The sequence below is a fragment of the Winogradskyella vincentii genome, assembly GCF_020166345.1.
Taxonomy (GTDB): Bacteria; Bacteroidota; Bacteroidia; order Flavobacteriales; family Flavobacteriaceae; genus Winogradskyella; species Winogradskyella vincentii.
On the sequence record NZ_JAIUJS010000001.1, the window covers coordinates 190,841 to 213,008 of the forward strand.

Below are 22,168 nucleotides of genomic sequence, written 5' to 3' on the forward strand. Positions count from 1 at the left end.
TTTTCTTAATTCATTTTAAATCTAAGTCCTGCATAATACATGCTTCCAAAAATAGGACCATACACAAAGTTACTATCAAAATTTGAACCAAATGGGTTATCTGGGCTAATAATTGGGTTAGACTGTCTCACATTTGTTACATTTTCTCCTCCAACATAAATTTCAAAACTTGGCGAAAACACCTTAGTCATTTGTAGATTTAAAGTTCCAATTGTAGGTGAATATTCATCTAACTGAAATTCAGGTGCACTTTGTTCAGTGTTAGGGAAACGCTGTTTGCTCAACCAGTTATACGTTGCATCGAATTTCCATTGGGATCCATTTGTGGTCAACTCCGTTTCGTAAGATGCATTTGCAAATAGACGATGTTTAGGGATCAGCGGATTATCTAACCTACCACTTAAATAATCTGTTTGAATATCATAAAACTTATAAGCCATGCGCAAATCAAAATTTTCGAAGGCATTATAATTAAACTCTAACTGAAAACTATTTGCAAAACTTTCACCTTCTAGATTGTAAAAATTTATTTCAAATGGATTTTCCCAATCAGTTATAACCTGATTTTCAAAATCCGTTCTATAAAAATCTAGCGTAATATCCGCTTTTCTCTCAAAAAGATTAAATCCTTGTAAATAGCTAAAACCATAATTCCATGCAATCTCCGGATCTAAACCGTAAATCTTCCCTCCTGTTCCAAGAATATTAATCTGCCTAGAACTAGAGAACATATTTTGAGTCTCAGCAAAAATATTGGCACTTTTTATACCTCTACCAATTGAAGCCCTAAATGCAGATTTTTCCCAAGGTGTATACCTAACATGTAATCTTGGTGTTATAAAAAATCCAAATCTATTATGTTGGTCTGCTCTAATACCAGCAGTTAATGTCAACTTATCTAAATCATCATAAGAATATTCAAAGAAGCCTCCAAACGAGTTCTCCGTACGTTCATAATTATCGGTATTGACCAACTCATCATAATTATCGTAGGTGAAACTTAGTCCAGTTTTAATTTTATGCCTTGAATCTGTGATAATACTGTTATATACCAAATTTGAATAAAAACTCGTATGCTGTATATCATATACATTTAACCCAAAATAAGATTCTTGATTGTGCTGACTAAATGCTGTCTGAAACCCTAAACTCTGATATGGGATTTCAGGATTAACGTAACCAAGTTTGGTAGTTACCTCAAATCGTTCTGTATCTATTTCGCTTCCCCAAAAATTTGTAGTACCCTTGTCACGTTCTGGATCAAAATCAATTTGTCCAGACTGAGTATTATCATTCAGATATCTAAGATTAATAAAACTGACTACACCTTTTTCTGGATTAGTGTACTGCCACCTATTCATGATATTAATTTGTTCTTTTAAAGGGACATCTAAAAAAGAATCATCATTTCTATCAAACTTTTGATTTCGGAGATTACCGTGGATATATAATCCACTACTCCATTTATCGGATACTTTTTTATTAATGTGTGTATTTAATTCTAGTCGTCCATTAATCCCTGCATACGCATTTACAAACAACTTGTTGTCAGTAATTGGTTTTACAAGTTCTGCATTAATTTGGCCTGCAATACTTTCAAAACCGTTCACCACACTTCCTGCACCTTTGGTAATCTGTATACTCTCAACCCAAGTTCCTGGTATAAAACTTAATCCGTATGCTTGAGAAGCTCCTCGAATTGCTGGGATATTTTCTGTTGCAATTAAAATATATGGAGAATTCAGTCCTAACATTTTTATCTGCTTAGTACCTGTAACCGCATCGGCAAAATTGACATCAATTGATGGGTTGGTTTCAAAACTTTCTGAGAGATTACAGCATGCCGCTTTTAATAATTCCTCACTACTAACCGTGAACGTGTTAGTAGCTTTTAAGTAGGACTTTGTAGTGGCTTGTTTTCGTGATGTCACGGTTACTGCATCTAATTCATCCGATGATTGTAACACGTGCTTTATATATCTGTTCTCACTGACAATTACGGTATCAGTTTTAAAGCCAACATAACTTATTACAAGTTTGTTATAGGAAAACTTATATGGCAATGAAAATGTTCCATCTTCAGCCGTAACTGCACCTACTGTTGAGTTGAGCCAGAATACATTAGCTCCTTGTAATGGTACTTCTTTAGAACTACTGTTTTCTAAAACAACACCTTTTAATTGTTCTTGGGAATAACATATAAACCCAATAATTATAAATAAAATGTATAAATATTTTTTCATGATTTAATTATAGAAATAACGTTTGCACAATTCAGTGCTCTCTTAATTTTTGAGTTGTTACTTCTTAATCAAATGAGATAAGTTTCATCTAAAACATGTATGTCTTTGATGATTTTGGGAGGTTTGTAATACTTGTGCGGTATTATTGGTTTTGCTACCGTCTCAAACAGAAACGTATAACTAAGGACATAAGACACTAAAGTAGTACATGTATCTTTTTCAATAGATTGAAAGTCTTTAACGCTCAGTTCATCCTGACCTTCAATTATATCTACGATATCCTTGCAACAGGGTTTTTTAACATAACTAATATCTTCAGCATCTATACCACCACATTTTTTTGCTTCGCTAAAAATTGCAGTATCAACTAAATGATTACCACAATAGTGTTTCTCAACAGTGAATGATAATGTTGAAAAGAGCACTAAAAATGCCAGGAACAAAGAAAAGGTCTTATGTAAAACTGTTGCTTTCACATTGCAAACCTACAAAATAAATTAAAAGGTGAGATGAGTTTTATATTAGTCTTAACGATTCAATTTATAGTAATAAAACGCTGGCAACAGAAGTAATAACAACAATGGCTGAATTAAAAATCGTCTAATATTGAAAAACAAATAATAATCTTCTTGCTTTGGATTAATTACAAAATATAAAAATGGTATCATTAAAGCGATGTACGCTAGTGTATAAATAAGTGTACTAAACTTTAAAATGCCCTTATCCTTAAAGATCACAAATAGTATTGCTAATGAAACTATGGTATTTAATAGATATCTCAAACTCGTAAAAAACACCAGTTTTGCGACTTCACGACGTGGACTATCCATATACAAATAATCATTTTCAAAAAAGGAAAGGTATGGGTCATAAAATAAAACATCCTCAAAAGCACGTATTAAAACGAGCATCAAAAAAAGCACAAACAAGATGATATATTTCACAACTCTAGGCATTGACTTTTTTCTTTTTTGCAAATCTATTAACCCAAATCATCCATAGAATAAATACTGTTCCATAAATGACAAGTGGAAAAATAACAGTGTGTAAAATTTCTCTTCGCCAAGGATAATGATATAAACCGGCAGACAAGATGACAATTCTTATGAGGTTAAAAGCATATATAATTATACTCCCAACCAAACAATACAAAAATGTTGTTTTAAAATTATCCGCAAACGCGATTACAAAAGATAAAAACAGAATTATAATACTTATGGCATTGCAACCTTCAATAATTCGTGCTACAAACTTTCCGTTAATTACAACTTTCATTGAAGGTTCAGTTTCATGAGGAAGGACTAAAGCATCATAACCAATTCCATCTAGTAAGTTTTCGGTTTGATTTGCCACTAAATGTGTCGCATAGTCAGGATAATACAATGAACCGTCAGAATTACTGAGATATATTTTATACCCCATTGTAAGAACTGTATAAACTAATACAAAGGTTAGTATAAAACGTATTACAAGTTTATATTTAATTAAAATTGATCTCAACAATTAGCTGTGTTAGTTTGTTGTTAAATTTATAAAAACAGTATTTCAAAATAGTGCATTTTGAATACTTTTACCAAAAGTTTTTCATCTTATGAACCTTATAGAATTAAAACCAGAAGTAAAATCAATAATAAATCAATCGGAAATTACCCTAGATAAACGATTACATAAGATTTGTGAATTACTAGAATCTAATGTTGACCATTATAATTGGGTTGGTTTTTATTTTAAAAATGGTGACAAAGAAGAATTGAAATTAGGACCCTATGTTGGTGAACCAACCGATCATACAATTATTCCTTTTGGTAAAGGTATTTGTGGACAAGTTGCCGTAAGCAATCAGAATTTTGTTGTTCCAGACGTTTCAGCGCAAGATAATTACATTGCCTGCAGTATTACAGTTAAGGCCGAGATTGTAGTACCAATTTTTGTGAATGGTGAAAACATAGGTCAAATAGATATAGATTCTAATACTCCTGATCCTTTTACTGAAGCTGACGAACGCTTCCTTGAATTTGTTTGTGAAGAGGTTTCACATATTTTGGCTTAAACTACATTCCTGTTCTAATTGCTTCAACCGGATCTAATCTCGAAGCAGATAACGCTGGTATTAAACCAGAAATCAAACCTATAAAGGACGATATTGAAATACCTAATAGCATATTTCTAAAGGACAAAACAAATTCAAAATCTTCAGAGAGGTTGTTTCCTATTATCGTACCAATCCAAACCATAAACAAACCAACTACACCACCAACAATTGCTAGTATTATTGCTTCAAATAAAAACTGAAACAATATAAACTTATTCTTAGCGCCTAAAGACTTTTGTATACCTATTAAATTGGTTCTCTCTTTAACACTAACAAACATAATATTGGCAATACCAAAACCACCAACCAGCAAGGAAAAACCACTAATTACCCAACCAATTAAATTCATTGTGCCAATAATACCATCGATAGCATCTTGAAGTCCAGATATAACACTAATAAAAAACGTATCTATTTCATCTGGCTTTAAGCCTCTACGATTACGCATTAACTGTACTACTTCTGCCTTTAAACCTGCAATATCTGCATCTTTTTCTGGTTTGATAATTATAATATTTCTGAAATTTTTATTGTTATCACCAAACCGTTTTCTTACATAATTGGCAGGAAGAAATATTGAAACATCATTACTATCACCAAAAAGTCCTGAACCTTCTTTTTTGACAACTCCTATAACTGTAAATTTTTGTCCATACAACCTTACTTTCTTTCCTATGGGTTCAAAATCACCAAACAAGGATTTAGCAATTTCCGAGCCTATAACCACTACTGGCCTACCAGCATTAGATTCGGATTCAGTGTAAAACCTACCTTTTTCAAATTCCAAAACTTGGATATCTGTGAATTCATTAGAAACAACCACAGTATTAATACTGCTTACCTGCTCAGATTCATACCTTATGTTTTCACGCCTAACAAATAATTGAAAAGCAACATGCTCTGCACCATTAAGATTTGCCTTTAGAAACTTATACTCATTATAAGAAATCTCATCAAATGTCTCCCTTTTCCATCTTGGCACGTCAGTTGGGCCAAATGAAAAACTGGCCAAGTACATGGTATTACTATCTAGTGCACTAAGAGATTCTCTAATATTTTTATCTAATGAATCTACTGCTGCCAATACAGCAATGATAGAAAATATACCAATTGTAACGCCCAGTAAGGAAAGGAATGTCCTTAATTTATTATTGCGTAGAGCATTAAATGCAAATGAAAAGCTTTCTTTAAATAAACGTAGATATACGAGCATAGTTACATTGAAACGCTTAAAGATAGTTGCTTTTCAATTATTATGATGTTACAAAAAGCTTAAATATATTTTTTGTGAATTACATACCTGTTCTAATGGCTTCCACAGGATCTAATTTTGATGCTGAAAAAGCCGGTATTACACCAGATATAAGACCAATTAAGGTAGATAATCCAAAACCTAGAAACATGTTTGCAAAGGAGAGTACAAACTTAAAGTCTTCTACAAATCCATTCATTATGAGCGATATTATCCACACAAGGAATAATCCTACTAAACCACCAACTACAGCAAGAATTGTCGCTTCGAATAGAAACTGGAACAATATGAATCTGTTTTTAGCACCAAGTGATTTTTGAATACCAATTAGATTGGTGCGTTCTTTAACACTCACAAACATAATGTTGGCAATACCAAAGCCACCAACTAACAATGAGAATCCGCTAATAACCCAACCTACAGTATTCAAACCAGCAATTATTGCGTCTATAAAAGAAACTAATCCCGAAAGTTTATTAACAAAAAAATCATCTTCTTCATCAGCTTTCAATCCTCGATAATTTCTGAATTTCTGTTTCAAAACGCTTTCAAATGCACCAATATCCACACTTTTTTTTGGTTTTATAACCACAGCTCCAGGTAATCCGTCTACACCACCATTTCTAAATTGTCTTACAAAATTGGCTGGTACAAAACCTTTATCGTCTGGTGAATCCCCAAAATTTGCACCATATTTTTTCAAAACACCAATTACGGTCAACTTTCTTCCATATACCCTTACTACCTTACCTATTGGGTTGGCCTTATCAAACAAATTCTCAGCCAAATTAGAACCAATCACTATTACAGGTGCACCTGTATCGGACTCTAATTCAGAATAAAACCTTCCTTGAACAACCTTCAGATCATCAATAGTATATATACCATGTGAAATTGGAGTTATGTTAATATTGGTCAGTGTTTCAGCCTGATATCTAATAGTTTCACTACCTCCAAAAATTACATACGCAGACTCTTCAATATCAGGTATATTTCGTCTTACAAACTCATAATCATCGTATTCAGTTTGCGGAAAGTTATCACGCTTCCACCTTGGAACATCAGTTGGGCCAAATGAATATTTTGATAAATAAATTGTGTTCTTATCTAATCCAGAAAGGTTTTCCTTTATGTTTTTGTCAAGTGAATCTACTGCAGCCAAAACAGCAATAATAGAGAAGATCCCTACCGTTACTCCAAGCAACGATAAAAATGTACGTAGTTTATTATTTCTAAGTGCATTTAAAGCAAAAGAAAAACTCTCTTTAAAAACCCTAAGATAGACTAACATAGATTGGTTGTTTTTTCTCTATTTATCAATTAGACGTTTTCAACAATTCATTGTTACAAAAAACTTTAATAAACTGCCAGAATCACCAATAATTTCTTTTTGATTATCCGTATTTTTGGCGCATTAAAATTACAATAAACCACTATGAGCAACAAAACCATTTCATCTGCACTAATTTCAGTATTCAGTAAAGATGGATTAGCACCTATCGTTAAAAAATTAGACAAACTTAATGTAACGATATATTCAACAGGAGGAACAGAAAAATTTATAAAAGATTTAGGGATAAATGTAGTCCCTGTTGAAGATGTAACATCTTATCCCTCAATTTTAGGCGGAAGAGTTAAAACGTTACACCCAAAGATTTTTGGTGGTATTCTAAATCGTCAAAACCACGATGGTGATGTTGCAGAATTAGCTGAATTTGAAATCCCTCAAATAGATTTGGTGATAGTTGATCTTTATCCGTTTGAAAAAACAGTGGCCTCTGGAGCTAGCAATCAAGAAATTATTGAGAAAATAGATATTGGTGGTATTTCATTAATTAGAGCTGCAGCCAAAAACTATGCGGACGTTACATGTGTTTCTTCCGTTGAAGACTATAGTGAGTTTTTAAATTTACTTAATACTAAAAATGGTGAAACTTCAGAAGAAGATCGACAGCATTTTGCCACTAAAGCATTTAATGTGTCGTCTCACTATGATACAGCCATTTTTAATTATTTTAATAAAAATCATGATCATGCTGCGTTAAAAATCAGTGAAACAAATGGCAAAGTATTGCGCTATGGTGAAAACCCTCATCAAAAGGGATTTTTCTTTGGTGATTTTGATGCGATGTTCACAAAGCTTCATGGCAAGGAACTCAGCTATAATAATCTTTTGGATGTTGATGCTGCAGTAAATTTAATTTTAGAATTTAAAGGTGAGGCGCCAACATTTGCAATATTAAAGCATAACAATGCTTGTGGTTTTGCGCAACGAAATACTGTTTATCAAGCTTATGTAGATGCACTGGCAGGTGACCCTATTTCAGCCTTTGGTGGCATTTTAATTTCAAATACAGAAATTGACAAAGCAACGGCAGAAGAAATACATAAATTATTCTGTGAGGTTGTAATTGCACCATCATTCAGTGATGATGCCTTAGAAATTTTAAAAGGAAAGAAAAATAGAATCCTTTTAATCCTTAATGAGGTGGAGTTACCAAAAACTACAGTTAGAACATGTCTTAATGGAGCCTTGGTTCAAGAAAGAGATAGCAAAACAGACAGTATTGAAGATTTAAAAACAGTTACTTCAACCTCTCCGAACCAAAACGAAGTTGAGGATTTAATTTTTGCTTCTAAAATCTGCAAGCATACCAAATCTAACACTATTGTTTTGGCAAAAAACAAACAGCTTTGTGCTAGTGGAACTGGACAAACAAGTCGAGTTGATGCACTTAATCAAGCTATTCATAAAGCTAAATCATTCAATTTTGATTTAAATGGAGCTGTTATGGCAAGTGATGCTTTTTTTCCATTTCCAGATTGTGTAGAAATAGCGGATAATGTAGGTATTACAGCAGTTATTCAACCAGGCGGATCAATTAAAGATGAATTGAGCATCAATTATTGCAATGAAAATAATGTTGCCATGGTCTTTACCGGAACACGTCATTTTAAACATTAAAAAATAAATACGTAAACGACGTCTTAAATCGTAGAAATAACGTATAATTTATTACATTTACAGATAGTCGAAAAACTTGATTAAAGAGTAACCCAAATAATTAAATAGCGCATGGGATTTTTTGATTTCCTTACAGAAGAAATCGCAATAGATTTAGGTACTGCAAATACACTTATAATACATAATGACAAAGTTGTGGTAGATAGCCCTTCTATAGTTGCCAGAGATCGAATTAGTGGTAAAATTATCGCTGTTGGTAAAGAGGCGAATATGATGCAAGGTAAAACCCACGAAAACATTAAAACTATTCGCCCTTTAAAGGATGGAGTAATTGCAGATTTTGATGCCTCTGAACAGATGATAAGTTTGTTCATTAAGAATATCCCAGCTTTAAAAAAGAAGTTTTTTAATCCAGCCCTAAGAATGGTGGTTTGTATTCCATCTGGAATTACAGAGGTTGAAATGCGTGCGGTTAAAGAATCATGTGAAAGAGTTAATGGTAAAGAAGTTTACCTTATCCATGAACCTATGGCTGCCGCAATTGGTATTGGCGTAGATATTATGCAACCTAAGGGCAACATGATTGTAGATATAGGTGGTGGAACAACTGAAATTGCAGTTATAGCTTTAGGTGGAATTGTTTGTGATAAATCAGTAAAGGTTGCAGGTGATGTGTTTACAAATGATATTATTTATTACATGCGTACCCAACATAACTTATATGTTGGTGATAGAACAGCAGAGAAAATAAAAATTCAGATTGGTGCAGCCACAGAAGATTTAGAATTGCCTCCTGAAGATATGAGCGTTCAAGGCCGTGATTTATTAACCGGTAAGCCTAAACAGGTTCAAATATCATATCGAGAAATTGCAAAGGCATTAGATAAATCTATTTTAAGAATTGAAGATTCTGTAATGGAGACTTTATCTCAGACTCCGCCAGAATTAGCAGCAGATATTTATAATACAGGTATTTATTTAGCCGGTGGTGGATCTATGCTTCGTGGGCTTGATAAGCGTTTATCACAAAAAACAGATTTACCAGTTTATATTGCAGAGGATCCATTAAGAGCAGTTGTTCGAGGAACTGGTATTGTGCTTAAAAACTTATCTAAATACAAAAGCGTATTGATTAAATAAGGGTTAAATAATGCAACAAATCATCAATTTTGTTATACGAAACAAGACCTTTCTATTGTTTTTGTTGCTTTTTACCATTTCACTGACCCTAACAATTCAATCTCATTCTTACCATAGAAGTAAGTTTATTAATTCTGCCAATGCATTAACTGGTGGTGTTTATGGCACATTCAATTCAATAGGCAAATATTTCAGTCTAAAAGACCAGAACAAAATCTTAGTAGAAGAAAACAAGAGATTGAGAAATGAACTATTTAATTTAAATAAACCTGCTAACACATCTCAATTAGACACTACCCAATCGAGAAGAAATTACAAAGTAACAACAGCGGAAGTGTACAAAAACAGCTATTCATCCACCAATAATTATTTAACAATAAACAAAGGAGAAAATGATAGTATAAAAGAAGATTTTGGTGTTATATCCTCAAAGGGTATTATAGGTATCATCGATAATACCTCCAACAATTATTCTACTGTTCTGTCTATTTTAAATACCAATAGTAAAATTAATGCAAAAGTTAAAGCTACTAATCATCTTGGCTCTTTAGAGTGGGATGGAAAATCACCTTATTTCACTCAATTGGTAGATGTTTCAAAATTTGCTCCAATTAAAGTTGGAGATACGATTGAAACAGGTGGTCAGTCCGCAATATTTCCAAAAGGAATTGGCATTGGTACGATTGAAAAATTTGAAACTGACATAAGCGGTGATACATATAATATTGAAGTGAAATTATTTAATGATATGACAAATATAGGTACGGTTTATATCATTAATAATTTAGATAAAGAGGAAATTATTAACTTAGAAAGCAGCGTAGATGACTAGTTTTTCTGGTGTACTTAGTCTAAGATTTATTGCATTGCTACTAGCGCAGGTGGTTATTTGTAATAATATTAATTTCTTGGGTTATATTAACCCATATATATACATAGTATTTATTTTTTTGTTTCCCATTCGAGACAGTAGAATTGTATTACTTCTAGTTAGTTTTTTATTAGGCATGTTAGTTGATATGTTTTCAGATTCTGGAGGTGTACATGCCGCCGCTGCAGTTACTCTAGCGTATGCTAGGCCACTCTTATTAAAAATGTCATTTGGGATGTTATATGAACATCAAAGTGTGAAATTTAGTAATACAGATATTGGTAGTCTAATTACTTATGTGGGATTAGGAACGTTATTGCACCACTTTATACTTTTTTCACTTGAAGTATTTAACATTTCCAACATACTTTTAATCCTGAAAAAGACGTTATTCTCAGGTATTTTTACCATAATCCTTAGTATATTAATAATAGTTTTATTCAGTAGGAACAAAAAATGAGAAAACTACTACTCTTAACAATTGTAATCCTTGTTGGAATAGTTTTCATTGCACGCTTATTTTACTTGCAAGTGTATGGTGGCTACGAGTATGATGTATTTGAGGACAGTGCGATTAAAAAAGAATATAATTATCCTAAACGTGGTTATGTTTATGACAGAAATGGTAAACTTTTAGTTGCCAATCAACCATCCTACGATGTGATGGTTATTCCAAGAGACGTGGAACCCTTGGACTCAATTGAAATTGAAGAATTTTGCACTCTTCTAAAAATCACTAAAGAAGACTATTTTAAAAAACTCGATAGAGCCACCAGATACTCACCTAGATTACCTTCTCCTTTCGTAGCTCAATTATCAAAAATTGATTATGCTGTGCTTCAAGAGAAAATGAGGAAATACCGAGGTTTTTATATTCAAAAACGTTCCCTCAGGTTATATCAAACTACTATTGGAGCCAACGTTCTTGGAGACATTGGTGAAGTGAATAGGAGTATCATAGCCAAACAGCCTTATTATAATATGGGTGATTTAATTGGCAAACAAGGTGTTGAAAAAACCTACGAAAAAACACTTAGAGGAGTTAAGGGTATAAAATTTATCCAGAAAGATAGATTTAATAAGGATATAGGACCATTTCAGGATGGTACCTTAGATACCTTACCTGTTCCTGGAAAGGACATAAAAATTACCATAGACTCCAAACTACAGGCTTATGGTGAGCTATTAATGAAGAATAAACGTGGTGGAATCATAGCCATAGAGCCAGCATCTGGAGAAATACTTGCAATGGTATCCGGTCCATCATACAATCCAAATCTTTTAGTTGGAAGGAATCGGTCAAAGAATTTCACAAAACTATATAACGATAGTATTGCTAAGCCTCTTTTTGATAGAGGATTACAAGCGATGTATCCACCAGGTTCACCGTTTAAAACACTCAATGCATTAATTGCATTACAAGAAGGGGTTGTAACTACTACTGACAAGTTTTCCTGTTCCTTAGGCTATAGATATGGCAACAGAAAAATGGGATGCCACGTTCATAGAAGTCCAGCTGACATGAATTTAGGCATTTACGAATCTTGCAACGCGTATTTTGCCAATGTATATAGAAAGATCATTGATAAATACGATAGTCCTGCTGAAGGAATGGATAACTGGAGTAACCATATAAAAAGTTTTGGGCTAGGAAATTATCTTAATAACGACTTATCTGTTGGTCAACCAGGTAAGGTACCAACCGCCGCAACCTATGATAGAGGATACGGCAAAAACAAATGGTATACCACATTCACAATTTCTAATGCAATTGGTCAAGGTGAAGTACTTGCAACTCCTATTCAATTGGCCAATATGGCTGCCGCAATTGGAAATAGAGGGTTTTATTACACGCCACATATTATTAAGGAAATTGAGGGAGAACCAATACCAGAAAATTTTACTACACCTAAATATACCACCATCGACAAACAACATTTTGAACCTGTAGTTCAAGGTATGTTTGACGTTTACAATAAGGGTACAGCTAAGTGGGTTCAAATACCTGGAATAGAAATCTGCGGTAAAACAGGTACGGCAGAAAATTTTGCAATAATTAATGGTGAAAAGACACAATTAACCGATCACTCTATCTTTATGGCATTTGCACCAAAAGACAATCCAAAAATTGCAATTGCAGTTTTTGTTGAAAATGGTTATTTCGGTAGTCGATTTGCAGGTAGAATGGCCAGCTTAATGATTGAACGCTATATAAAAGGTGAGATTTCAAGAACAGATATGGAAGATTTTGTTTTGAGACATACATTAGAACATGAGTATGCCAAGCCTTATTCTGATGAGCCGTTTGGTATTAACAGGCAAACAACTTTAGAGACTGTTTCGCCTGAAGAATACCAAAATATTATGCAGATTAAAGCAAATATTCCAAAAGACTAATCTATGCTAAGAGAAAATCAAAGACGATTTAAATTTGATTGGATAACCATTATCATTTTTCTGTTATTGGTTGCTTTTGGTTATGTTAATATTCTTTCTGCCTCGCATGTTGGAGAAATTACCAACTATTTTGATATGGGTCAACCCTATGGAAAACAAACGGTTTTTATTGGACTTACCTTTATTCTAATTATCCTAATACTATCCTTTGAAGCCAAGTTTTATGAACGGTTTGCCAGTATAATTTATATAGTGGCCATCCTATCACTACTTGGCTTGTTTATTTTTGGTAAAGATGTTAATGGTGCGCGGTCTTGGTATGGTATAGGCAGTATGACTATTCAGCCTAGTGAATTTGCAAAATTTGCTACCGCACTTGCTGTAGCAAAATATATTAGCGACTTACAAACTAATATGGAGACTCTAAAGGACCAAATTAGAGTTGCTGCTATTATATTTACACCTGCATTATTGATTTTACTTCAAAATGACGCAGGTAGTACTATAGTATATCTAGCATTCTTCTTTGTTTTCTACAGGGAAGGTTTACAGCAGGTTTATTTAATAGTAGCATTAGCCTTAATAATCCTTGCGGTTTTATCATTAAAATATGGATTAATTGTTACTTCTGTAATTGCTTCGATAATTCTATTAGTACGCTATTTTTTGAGAAAAAAGAAGCGAGCGTCACTCATCCAATACATCTTGGTTTTGATAATAAGTATAGGTTTTGCCTACGGTGTTAAATTGTTCTATGAGCATGGACTTAAACCACATCAGCAAAATAGAATAAGTCTTTGGTTAAGATTAGAGAAAGATCCCGCTAAGCTAGAGCGTATGAAAAAAGCGGAAGCATACAACCTTATTCAGTCTGAACAAGCCATAAGTTCTGGAGGTACATATGGAAAAGGGTTTTTGCAAGGAACAAGAACAACGGGGAAATTTGTTCCTGAGCAACATACGGACTATATTTTTAGTACTGTTGGTGAAGAATGGGGCTTCTTAGGTAGTAGTTTTGTTGTCATTTTGTTTGTGGCTTTAATTGTAAGGATATTATATCTAGCCGAATCACAAAAGTCCCAATTTAGTAGAGTTTATGGGTATGGCGTTGCTTCCATTCTTTTTGTCCATTTTACCATAAATACAGGTATGGTTATGGGTTTAATACCAACAGTTGGCATACCACTTCCGTTTTTTAGTTACGGTGGATCTGGTCTTTGGGGATTCACTATTCTGCTATTTATATTTATAAAACTTGATAGCAATAAAATAAATGAGTGGTAACAAAAAAGACCGACCAATTATGGACAGTCTTTTATAACAAGATAATACATCACTGCTATTAATCCATTTTCTAGCTAAACCCTAACTTTAAATGTTATTGACATTATATAGAAAAAGACACCAAGCACAGGTAAAAACAGTAGTAATACTAACCAAATCAACTTATCATTGAGATTCAACTTTGATCTAAGCACAACGATACACAGAAACAAGATAATTAGTATGTAACAACCTATGAAAAAATTTACCAATCCTGAGTCTACCACTGTCATGGTGTCTTTTTTTTGTTACATACCAAGTCTTTTTGATAACTAACTCTTCAAACTCTAAAAAAAAACTTGGGATGTAACTTTTAACCTATTTCTATTGACCTTGCCCTAATGAATAACCCCTAACACCGTCAAAAGTGTATAAGTTTTCCGTCTTAATGGCATCTATATCATACTTTATAGCTGCCTGTAATATCTCTACAATTTTTCTTTTTGACAATTCTTTCCCTTCTTTTGATGAATATCTGCATCGCCAGTGATCCGTACAGAACGTTTCGTTAAAACCATTTGGCCAAACTTTAATACCTCTATTTGTAATTAGAGTTAGTTTCAATTCATCATTATTTAGTTTTTGCAATTTTTCTGCTAGCTCATTTGCATCAGTACCATGCCAATCTACAAAAAGATCTACACCGACAACTTTCTTATCTCTTGATGGTTTTCTTTGATATTTTGGCAATATCAATGGTGTATTATCTTCAAAATAGACTTCTGGTAATTGCTTTGGTTTTTGACCTAAGTTAGAAACAACGGCCTCTGCAAATTCTTTTGTACCAACTCTTCTAGTACTCATGATTGGATCATAGATGTCATTGGTATGCACACCATCTTCAATAGTTTTAAGCCATGCATTTTGAATGTTTTCAGCAACATCATTTTGCCCAATATGATTTAACATCATTACTGCTCCATTTATTAATCCAGAAGGATTCGCTACATTTTTACCAGCTATATCTGGTGCAGATCCATGAATTGCCTCAAACATTGCGCATTCTTGTCCAATATTAGCCGAACCTGCTAATCCAACAGAACCAGTAATCTGTGCAGCAATATCCGAAACAACATCTCCATATAAATTTGGCATTACAATAACATCAAAATCTTCCGGTGAATCCGCAAGCAATGCAGAACCTATATCAACAATCCAATGTTCATTGATAATGTCTGGATACTTTGCGGCCACCTCATCGAATACCTGATGGAATAATCCATCAGTTTGTTTCATTATATTATCCTTAGTAAAACAAGTCACCTTTTTTCGACCATATTTTCTTGCATATTCAAATGCATAGGTCACAATTTTTTCACATCCTGGACGACTGATTAATTTAAGACATTGTACAACCTCATCTGTTTGCTGATGTTCAATCCCAGCATATAAATCCTCCTCATTTTCTCTAATAATTACAACGTCCATATCAGGATGTTTGGTGATAACAAATGGATGCAAACTACGGCATGGTCTTACGTTTGAGTATAAACCTAGAGTTTTTCTCATAGTAACATTAAGACTCTTATAACCGCCACCTTGAGGTGTAGTAATCGGTGCTTTAAGAAGTATTTTGTTCCTCCTAATGGTATCCCACGCTTCATCTGAAATCCCTGTAGAATTACCTGACAAATACACTTTTTCACCAACTTCAATTTCCTCAAAGGTCAAGTCTGCACCTGCAGCGTTTAGTATATTAAGTGTAGCGTCCATAATCTCTGGACCAATACCGTCACCCTTTGCTAGTGATATTTTAATCATAATACCTATTGTTTAATTTTGATGTGCAAATATTATTATTAATTTTCATATACTATTATATATGTTTTTTATAATAATCATAAACAAAAGTTATTGAAAATGATTTCATACTGTACCATTTCTCATAAAAATGACATAGGGAAAAAGAAAACTCATAAAGAACTTTAAGAAACTTTAACTATTGTTAGTTTGTGAGTACAACCTGAAATATCGTTGTACATTAGAAAAAAAGTGAAAGAATAAATGCACAAGAAAATCCTGTAATCGCTAAAATTGTAGTCATCAATGACCAACTTTGAAAAGTTTGTTTTTCATTTAATCCTAAATATTTTCCAACCAGCCAAAAACCACTATCATTAACATGAGACATTATGCTTGCACCTGCTGCAATTGAAATAACTAGGAGTGCTTTTTGAGGTTCTGAAATATCGTTAATCAATAATGGGGCAGTTAAACCAGCAGCTGTAATCATCGCCACAGTCGCAGAACCTTGTAAAATTCTAACAATAGCTGCAGACAAAAACCCAAATAGAATAATACTAATACCCATATCAGCGAAATAGTTAGCAAGCATTGTACCTGTACCTGTATTTACCAATACTTGCTTAAAGACTCCACCTGCTCCAGTAATTAATATTATTATGCCAGCTGGACCAAGAGATTTTGTTGATATGTCTAATAATTGAGATTTTGTGAATCCTTTATTTACTCCTAATAAATACCATGCAATTAAATTAGCAATAATCAGTGCACTAAAGGGGTGACCAACCATTCCAATCCAATCCAAAATAGTCTGAGAAATTGAACCTTGTTCTATCATGGGACTGTTCAAAATAGTATTCAAAACTATCAATACAATAGGTATAGCTATAATGATCATTATTGAAATTACAGGCGGTAACTGTTTATTTGATGTATTATTCTCTATTAATTCTGGAGCTACAACATTAATTTTTTTTGAAATGTATTTTGCAAATAAAGGCCCACAGAAAATAGCTGTTGGAAAACCCACAATAATTCCAAATAATATTACCCAACCTAAATCTGCATTTATAATATCTGCTACAGCAATAGGTCCTGGAGTTGGTGGAATAAAACTATGAGTTATTGCCAAACCTGCAAGCAAAGGGATACCATAAAGCAGCAATGATTTACCTGTTTTACGTTGTAGTGCATAAATCATTGGAACCAATATAATAAAGGCTACATCAAAAAACACTGGAATAGCTACAATGAAGCCTGTGAGCATTAATGCCCAAGATGAATACTTCTCTCCAAACTTATTCAGTAAATATGTAGCGAGCGCTTCAGCACCACCAGAATTCTCTAAGATTGCACCAAAAATGGCACCCAAACCAACTACAACAGCCACAAATCCAAGTGTATTACCCATACCTTCTTGAATGGTTTTTATTATAGATAATGGTGGCATACCAGATAAAACACCTACGGTGATACTTGCTAATAGCAAAGCAATAAATGCTTGGATTTTAAATCTTAGTATTAAAACCAAAAGTAAAACAACACCTACCATAACCGCACCTAAAAGTGAAAAGTCAATCATGATTGTTCCCAATTAGTATGAAAAAATTCATTTTCGTTAAATCCAATTTTCTGATAGGTATGGGCACCAAAATAATCTCGTTGAGCTTGGATTAAATTTGCAGGTAATCTATTGGTTGTAATTGCCACCCAATAATCATAAGCAGTATAGAAGGTATTTAGGCTTATTCGGTTTATCAAACCCGTATTAAGTATATTAATAATGCCTGATTCATTATTCTTTAAAAAAGAAATGATTTCCTCATTATCAAGATAATTTTTACCATCTTTTAAAAGAAAAATAGAGCGTTCCATAAAATCTGATCTTATGATACATCCATTAGTCCAGATTCGTGCAATCTCAGATAAATCTAAATCCCAATTATAAGATTGAGATCCATTTTTAATGAGTTCAAAACCTTGATGATGATTTATTTTTCTAGCAAACCTATAAGCAATCTCAAGATCATTCAAATCAATATTTTTATTAGAATTTTCAGATTTTATATCCTGTGATAGTTGAGTACGTTTAGATTTAAATGATGAGATATATCTTGCAAACACTGCTGATGACATCATCGTGTTCACAGAACCTAAATCAAAAGCTATTTTAGAGGACCAGGATCCAGTGCCCTTATTACCAGCCTTATCTAATATAGTGTCAATTATGTACGCATCGTTTTCCTTTTTAAGAAATATCTTAGATGTAATTTCTAAAAGATAACTCGATAAATCCGTTTGATTCCATTGATTTAAGATTAAAGCTATTTCATCGTTAGAATACTCTTCCTTCAGTAACGCATATATTTCTGCTAACAATTGCATTTCTACATATTCAATTCCATTATGAATCATTTTTACAAAATGACCAGATCCTTCATCTCCAACCAGAGTACAACATGGATTATTATTTTTATCCTTACCAGCTATTGCTTTTAATACTGGCGCAACAATTTCATATGCATTTTTGTCTCCACCAACCATTAGTGATGGACCTTTTAGTGCTCCTGTTTCTCCTCCTGAAACACCACATCCCAAGAAATTAACACATTCATTTTTTAATTCCTTTTTTCTTCTGTTAGTATCCACGAAAAAGGAATTACCACCATCTATAATAATATCTCCTTCTGATAATAACGGCAATAACTTATCAATTACTACATCAATAGCATTACCGGCCTTTATCATTATTAAAATTTTCCTCGGTCTTTCTAAAGAGCTTACAAACTCCGTCAAATCAGTAAAACCTAAAACTTCATTTTGAGAATTAACATTTTTCATAAAGTCAGAAACCATTGTTTCTTCACCTGCTGTACTTCTATTGTAAACTGAAAGTTTAAAACCTTTATTTGCAATATTGAGGCTAAGACTTCGCCCCATTACACCTAAACCAATAACTCCAAAAAATGATTTTTCCATTCTTATATATTTGAAATTATTTTATCTATGATTGAATCTGGATGTTCAGAAATATCTACATGAAGACCGTAATCTGGTATTTCTAAATCCTCAAATTGAGAATTAAGTAATTTGGAAGTCATATAATGACCTTTTCTAGTATCCATTCTTCTTTTGATAAGCTCTGATGTGCCTTTTAATAAAACCCAGTTAATATCAGTTTTGTAGTTAGAGCTAAGCAAGGCCCTGTACTTTTCCTTTAAAGCCGAACAGGCTAATACAGCACCTTCACTTTGTGACCAGATATTTATGTTATCTGCCAATGATAATAACCAAGGTAATCTATCTTCATCGTTAAGGCTTTTTCCAACAGACATTTTATCAATGTTTTGTTGTGGATGAAAATCATCAGCGTCATAGTATGGTAATCGCAATCTCTCTGACAAGCCTTTAGCAATTGTTGACTTACCAGAGCCACTAACTCCAAAAACGATTATTATCATTATTACAATTTATACACTCAAACTTGCCAGGCTCGCCTTAATAGTTTCAATTTTAGCTTTAGCATCTGCTTCTTTTTTTCGTTCTGATGCTACGACTTGCTCTGGAGCATTATTTACAAAGCGCTCATTAGAAAGTTTCTTCTGAACGGATTTTAAAAATCCTTCAGTATAATTTAATTCCTCAGTGAGTTTTTTTACCTCAGCTTCAACATCTATACTTCCCGCCATTGGAATGAAGTACTCATTAGATTTCACCCTAAAGGTTAAAGCGCCTTCCACAGCATCAGTTACATGTTTAAAGCTACTAAGATTACCCAATTTAATTATTACCTCATCAAAGGTTGAATTGCCATTCTCATTATTGATTAACAAACAGTCAATGGTTTCTTTAAAGGCAATATTCTTTTGTTTTCTAATATTTCTAATGCCAGAAATAACTTCAGACGCAAAATCAAATTCATTAATTAATCCTTCATTAACCGTTGTTTTTACAGGCCACTTTGATATAATAAGAGCTTGTTCTGGTGATCGTTTATCTATATACTGCCAAATTTCTTCAGTTAAGAATGGCATAAACGGATGAAGAACTTTAAGTAAATCCTCGAAAATTGAGATAACTTTTTCAAGAGTTGTCGTATCAATTGGCTGTTGATAGGCTGGCTTGATCATTTCTAAAGTCCATCCACAGAAATCATCCCAAATCAATTTATAAGTTGCCATGAGTGCGTCACTTAATCTATATTTACTAAAGTGATCCTCAATTTCAATTATTGTTTTTTGAAATTTAGTTTCGAACCAATCGAGAGCAATTTTGCTTGAATTTGGTTGACTAATTGTCTTATCAACCTCCCAGCCTTTAATTAACCTAAAGGCATTCCAAATTTTATTTGCAAATTTCTTTCCTTGGTCACACAATTCTTCATCGAACAACAAGTCATTCCCAGCTGCCGAACTTAATAATAATCCTACTCTTACACCATCTGCACCATATTGTTCAATAAGTTTTAAGGCATCAGGTGAATTACCAAGTGATTTAGACATTTTACGACGTTGCTTATCCCTTACCAAACCTGTGAGATATACATTCTCAAAAGGACGTTCGCCTTTAAATTCATATCCTGCGACAATCATTCGTGCCACCCAGAAAAATAAAATATCTGGTCCTGTAACCAAATCATTTGTTGGATAATAATACTTTATTTCCTCATTATCTGGATTTCTGATACCGTCAAAAACACTCATTGGCCATAACCATGAAGAAAACCACGTATCTAAAGCGTCATTATCTTGACGTATATCTTCCTTCTTAATAGATATACCTTTCTCACTAATTTGAGAATAAGCATCATCCAAATTTTTGGCTACTACAAAATCATTTTTTCCGTCACCATAATAGTAAGCTGGTATTTGTTGTCCCCAATATAACTGACGTGATATATTCCAATCACGAATATTTTCCATCCAATGTCTATAGGTGTTTTCAAACTTCTTTGGAAACAACTTAACATCTCCTGTTTTTAAGACGGCATCTATAGCTGGTTTTGCCAAATCTGTCATTTTTAAAAACCACTGATCGCTTAACTTTGGTTCAATTACTGCTTTTGTGCGCTCTGATGTACCTACCTTATTAATGTAATTTTCTGTTTTGACTAACTGACCAGATTCTTTTAGTTCCTTTGCAATAGCCTTTCTTACAACAAATCTATCTTGGTCTTCATAGTGCAATCCATAACTATTAAGTGATGCATCATCATTAAAAATATCAACTACCTCTAAATTATGTTTATCACCTAAAACTTTATCGTTTTCATCATGTGCTGGTGTAACCTTTAGACAACCAGTACCAAACTCAATATCCACATACTCATCTTCAATTATTGGTATAACTCTATTACAAATAGGAACAATTGCTTTTTTTCCTTTAAGGTGAGTAAATCTTTCATCATTTGGATTAATGCAAATCGCCGTATCACCAAAAATTGTTTCTGGTCTTGTCGTTGCAATTGTCAAGGTTTCGCCACTTCCTTCAACTTTATATTGCAAATAATATAACAAGCCTTGTTTTTCAACATATTCTACCTCTTCATCTGATAATGTAGTTTTTGCCTCAGGGTCCCAATTCACCATTCTAAATCCTCGGTAAATAAGTCCTTTGTTATATAAATTGATGAAAACATCTATTACTGCTTCAGACATATCGTCGTCCATAGTAAATTTTGTTCTATCCCAATCACAAGAACAACCTAACTTTTTTAATTGTTCTAGAATTACACCTCCATATTCCTCTGTCCAATCCCAAGCATGTTTTAAAAACTCATCTCTAGTTAGGTCATTTTTATCAATACCCTGATCTTTAAGTTTAGCTACTACTTTTGCTTCTGTTGCAATAGAAGCATGATCTGTACCAGGCACCCAGCATGCATTCTTACCCAATAGTCTAGCTCGTCTAATTAATACATCCTGAATCGTATTATTTAGCATATGGCCCATGTGTAATATTCCTGTTACATTAGGAGGAGGAATAACAATGGTATAAGGTTCTCTTTCGTCTGGAACAGAATGAAAATAATTGTGCTCCATCCAATAGTCATACCACTTCTTCTCTACTGACAATGCATTATATTTTGATGGGATTTCCATATTTTGGTATTGTTTTTGCTAAGTAACTGACAAAAGTACTT

The 22,168-nt window shown here is 33.2% G+C and carries 19 protein-coding genes; 7 read left to right on the top strand and 12 right to left on the bottom strand.

The window, feature by feature from the left end:
* Window positions 1–5: 5 nt before the first annotated feature.
* The 4 genes from LBV24_RS00930 to xrtF all read right to left on the bottom strand — a co-directional run bounded on the left by LBV24_RS00930 (window position 6) and on the right by xrtF (window position 3,743).
* Window positions 6–2,243, bottom strand: a complete 2,238-nt coding sequence (locus LBV24_RS00930) for a TonB-dependent receptor (RefSeq protein ID WP_224476730.1) — start codon at window positions 2,241–2,243, stop codon at window positions 6–8.
* Window positions 2,244–2,311: 68 nt separating this feature from the next.
* Window positions 2,312–2,719 (bottom strand): HYC_CC_PP family protein, encoded by a 408-nt coding sequence (locus LBV24_RS00935; RefSeq protein WP_224476731.1) that lies wholly within the window; start codon window positions 2,717–2,719, stop codon window positions 2,312–2,314.
* Window positions 2,720–2,770: 51 nt separating this feature from the next.
* A complete protein-coding gene (locus LBV24_RS00940) occupies window positions 2,771–3,199 on the bottom strand; it encodes an exosortase F system-associated membrane protein (RefSeq protein WP_224476732.1) in 429 nt (142 codons plus the stop codon).
* Window positions 3,192–3,743 (bottom strand): exosortase family protein XrtF, encoded by a 552-nt coding sequence (xrtF, locus tag LBV24_RS00945; protein ID WP_224476733.1) that lies wholly within the window; start codon window positions 3,741–3,743, stop codon window positions 3,192–3,194. The genes LBV24_RS00940 and xrtF overlap by 8 nt, the downstream gene beginning before the upstream one ends.
* A 91-nt stretch (window positions 3,744–3,834) precedes the next feature.
* Here xrtF and LBV24_RS00950 point away from each other — a divergent pair, with 91 nt between their 5' ends.
* Window positions 3,835–4,293, top strand: a complete 459-nt coding sequence (locus tag LBV24_RS00950; protein ID WP_224476734.1) for a GAF domain-containing protein — start codon at window positions 3,835–3,837, stop codon at window positions 4,291–4,293.
* A gap of 1 nt (window position 4,294) precedes the next feature.
* Here LBV24_RS00950 and LBV24_RS00955 read toward each other — a convergent pair whose 3' ends face one another.
* A complete protein-coding gene (locus tag LBV24_RS00955; protein ID WP_224476735.1) occupies window positions 4,295–5,548 on the bottom strand; it encodes an ABC transporter permease in 1,254 nt (417 codons plus the stop codon).
* A gap of 79 nt (window positions 5,549–5,627) precedes the next feature.
* Window positions 5,628–6,878, bottom strand: a complete 1,251-nt coding sequence (locus LBV24_RS00960) for an ABC transporter permease (RefSeq protein ID WP_224476736.1) — start codon at window positions 6,876–6,878, stop codon at window positions 5,628–5,630.
* Between the two features lie 144 nt (window positions 6,879–7,022).
* On the opposite strand from LBV24_RS00960, the gene purH reads away from it, so the two are divergent.
* From purH to rodA, 6 genes are all read left to right on the top strand, one after another.
* The gene (gene purH, locus LBV24_RS00965) at window positions 7,023–8,552 is read left to right on the top strand and encodes a bifunctional phosphoribosylaminoimidazolecarboxamide formyltransferase/IMP cyclohydrolase (protein ID WP_224476737.1); all 1,530 of its coding nucleotides are present in this window, start codon (window positions 7,023–7,025) and stop codon (window positions 8,550–8,552) included.
* Between the two features lie 111 nt (window positions 8,553–8,663).
* Window positions 8,664–9,692: a rod shape-determining protein gene (locus LBV24_RS00970; protein WP_224476738.1), complete on the top strand. Its 1,029-nt coding sequence runs from the start codon at window positions 8,664–8,666 to the stop codon at window positions 9,690–9,692.
* A 10-nt stretch (window positions 9,693–9,702) separates the two neighbouring features.
* The gene (gene mreC / locus LBV24_RS00975) at window positions 9,703–10,524 is read left to right on the top strand and encodes a rod shape-determining protein MreC (RefSeq protein WP_224476739.1); all 822 of its coding nucleotides are present in this window, start codon (window positions 9,703–9,705) and stop codon (window positions 10,522–10,524) included.
* A complete protein-coding gene (locus LBV24_RS00980; RefSeq protein ID WP_224476740.1) occupies window positions 10,517–11,023 on the top strand; it encodes a rod shape-determining protein MreD in 507 nt (168 codons plus the stop codon). Before mreC ends, LBV24_RS00980 begins: the two co-directional genes overlap by 8 nt.
* A complete protein-coding gene (gene mrdA, locus LBV24_RS00985) occupies window positions 11,020–12,960 on the top strand; it encodes a penicillin-binding protein 2 (protein ID WP_224476741.1) in 1,941 nt (646 codons plus the stop codon). Before LBV24_RS00980 ends, mrdA begins: the two co-directional genes overlap by 4 nt.
* A gap of 3 nt (window positions 12,961–12,963) precedes the next feature.
* Window positions 12,964–14,244 carry a rod shape-determining protein RodA gene (rodA, locus tag LBV24_RS00990; protein WP_224476742.1) on the top strand — a complete coding sequence of 427 codons (1,281 nt, stop codon included), beginning with the start codon at window positions 12,964–12,966 and terminating at the stop codon, window positions 14,242–14,244.
* A gap of 74 nt (window positions 14,245–14,318) precedes the next feature.
* Here the strand turns inward: rodA and LBV24_RS15310 are convergent, their stop codons facing one another.
* The 6 genes from LBV24_RS15310 to LBV24_RS01020 all read right to left on the bottom strand — a co-directional run bounded on the left by LBV24_RS15310 (window position 14,319) and on the right by LBV24_RS01020 (window position 22,127).
* Window positions 14,319–14,516 (bottom strand): PLDc N-terminal domain-containing protein, encoded by a 198-nt coding sequence (locus tag LBV24_RS15310; RefSeq protein WP_224476743.1) that lies wholly within the window; start codon window positions 14,514–14,516, stop codon window positions 14,319–14,321.
* Window positions 14,517–14,607: 91 nt separating this feature from the next.
* Window positions 14,608–16,044: an NADP-dependent isocitrate dehydrogenase gene (locus LBV24_RS01000; RefSeq protein WP_224476744.1), complete on the bottom strand. Its 1,437-nt coding sequence runs from the start codon at window positions 16,042–16,044 to the stop codon at window positions 14,608–14,610.
* Between the two features lie 220 nt (window positions 16,045–16,264).
* A complete protein-coding gene (locus LBV24_RS01005; RefSeq protein ID WP_224476745.1) occupies window positions 16,265–17,608 on the bottom strand; it encodes a GntP family permease in 1,344 nt (447 codons plus the stop codon).
* The gene (gene gndA, locus LBV24_RS01010) at window positions 17,605–19,005 is read right to left on the bottom strand and encodes an NADP-dependent phosphogluconate dehydrogenase (RefSeq protein ID WP_224476746.1); all 1,401 of its coding nucleotides are present in this window, start codon (window positions 19,003–19,005) and stop codon (window positions 17,605–17,607) included. Before gndA ends, LBV24_RS01005 begins: the two co-directional genes overlap by 4 nt.
* A 2-nt stretch (window positions 19,006–19,007) precedes the next feature.
* Window positions 19,008–19,487: a gluconokinase gene (locus LBV24_RS01015; RefSeq protein ID WP_224476747.1), complete on the bottom strand. Its 480-nt coding sequence runs from the start codon at window positions 19,485–19,487 to the stop codon at window positions 19,008–19,010.
* Between the two features lie 9 nt (window positions 19,488–19,496).
* Window positions 19,497–22,127 carry a valine--tRNA ligase gene (locus LBV24_RS01020; RefSeq protein ID WP_224476748.1) on the bottom strand — a complete coding sequence of 877 codons (2,631 nt, stop codon included), beginning with the start codon at window positions 22,125–22,127 and terminating at the stop codon, window positions 19,497–19,499.
* Window positions 22,128–22,168: the final 41 nt, after the last annotated feature.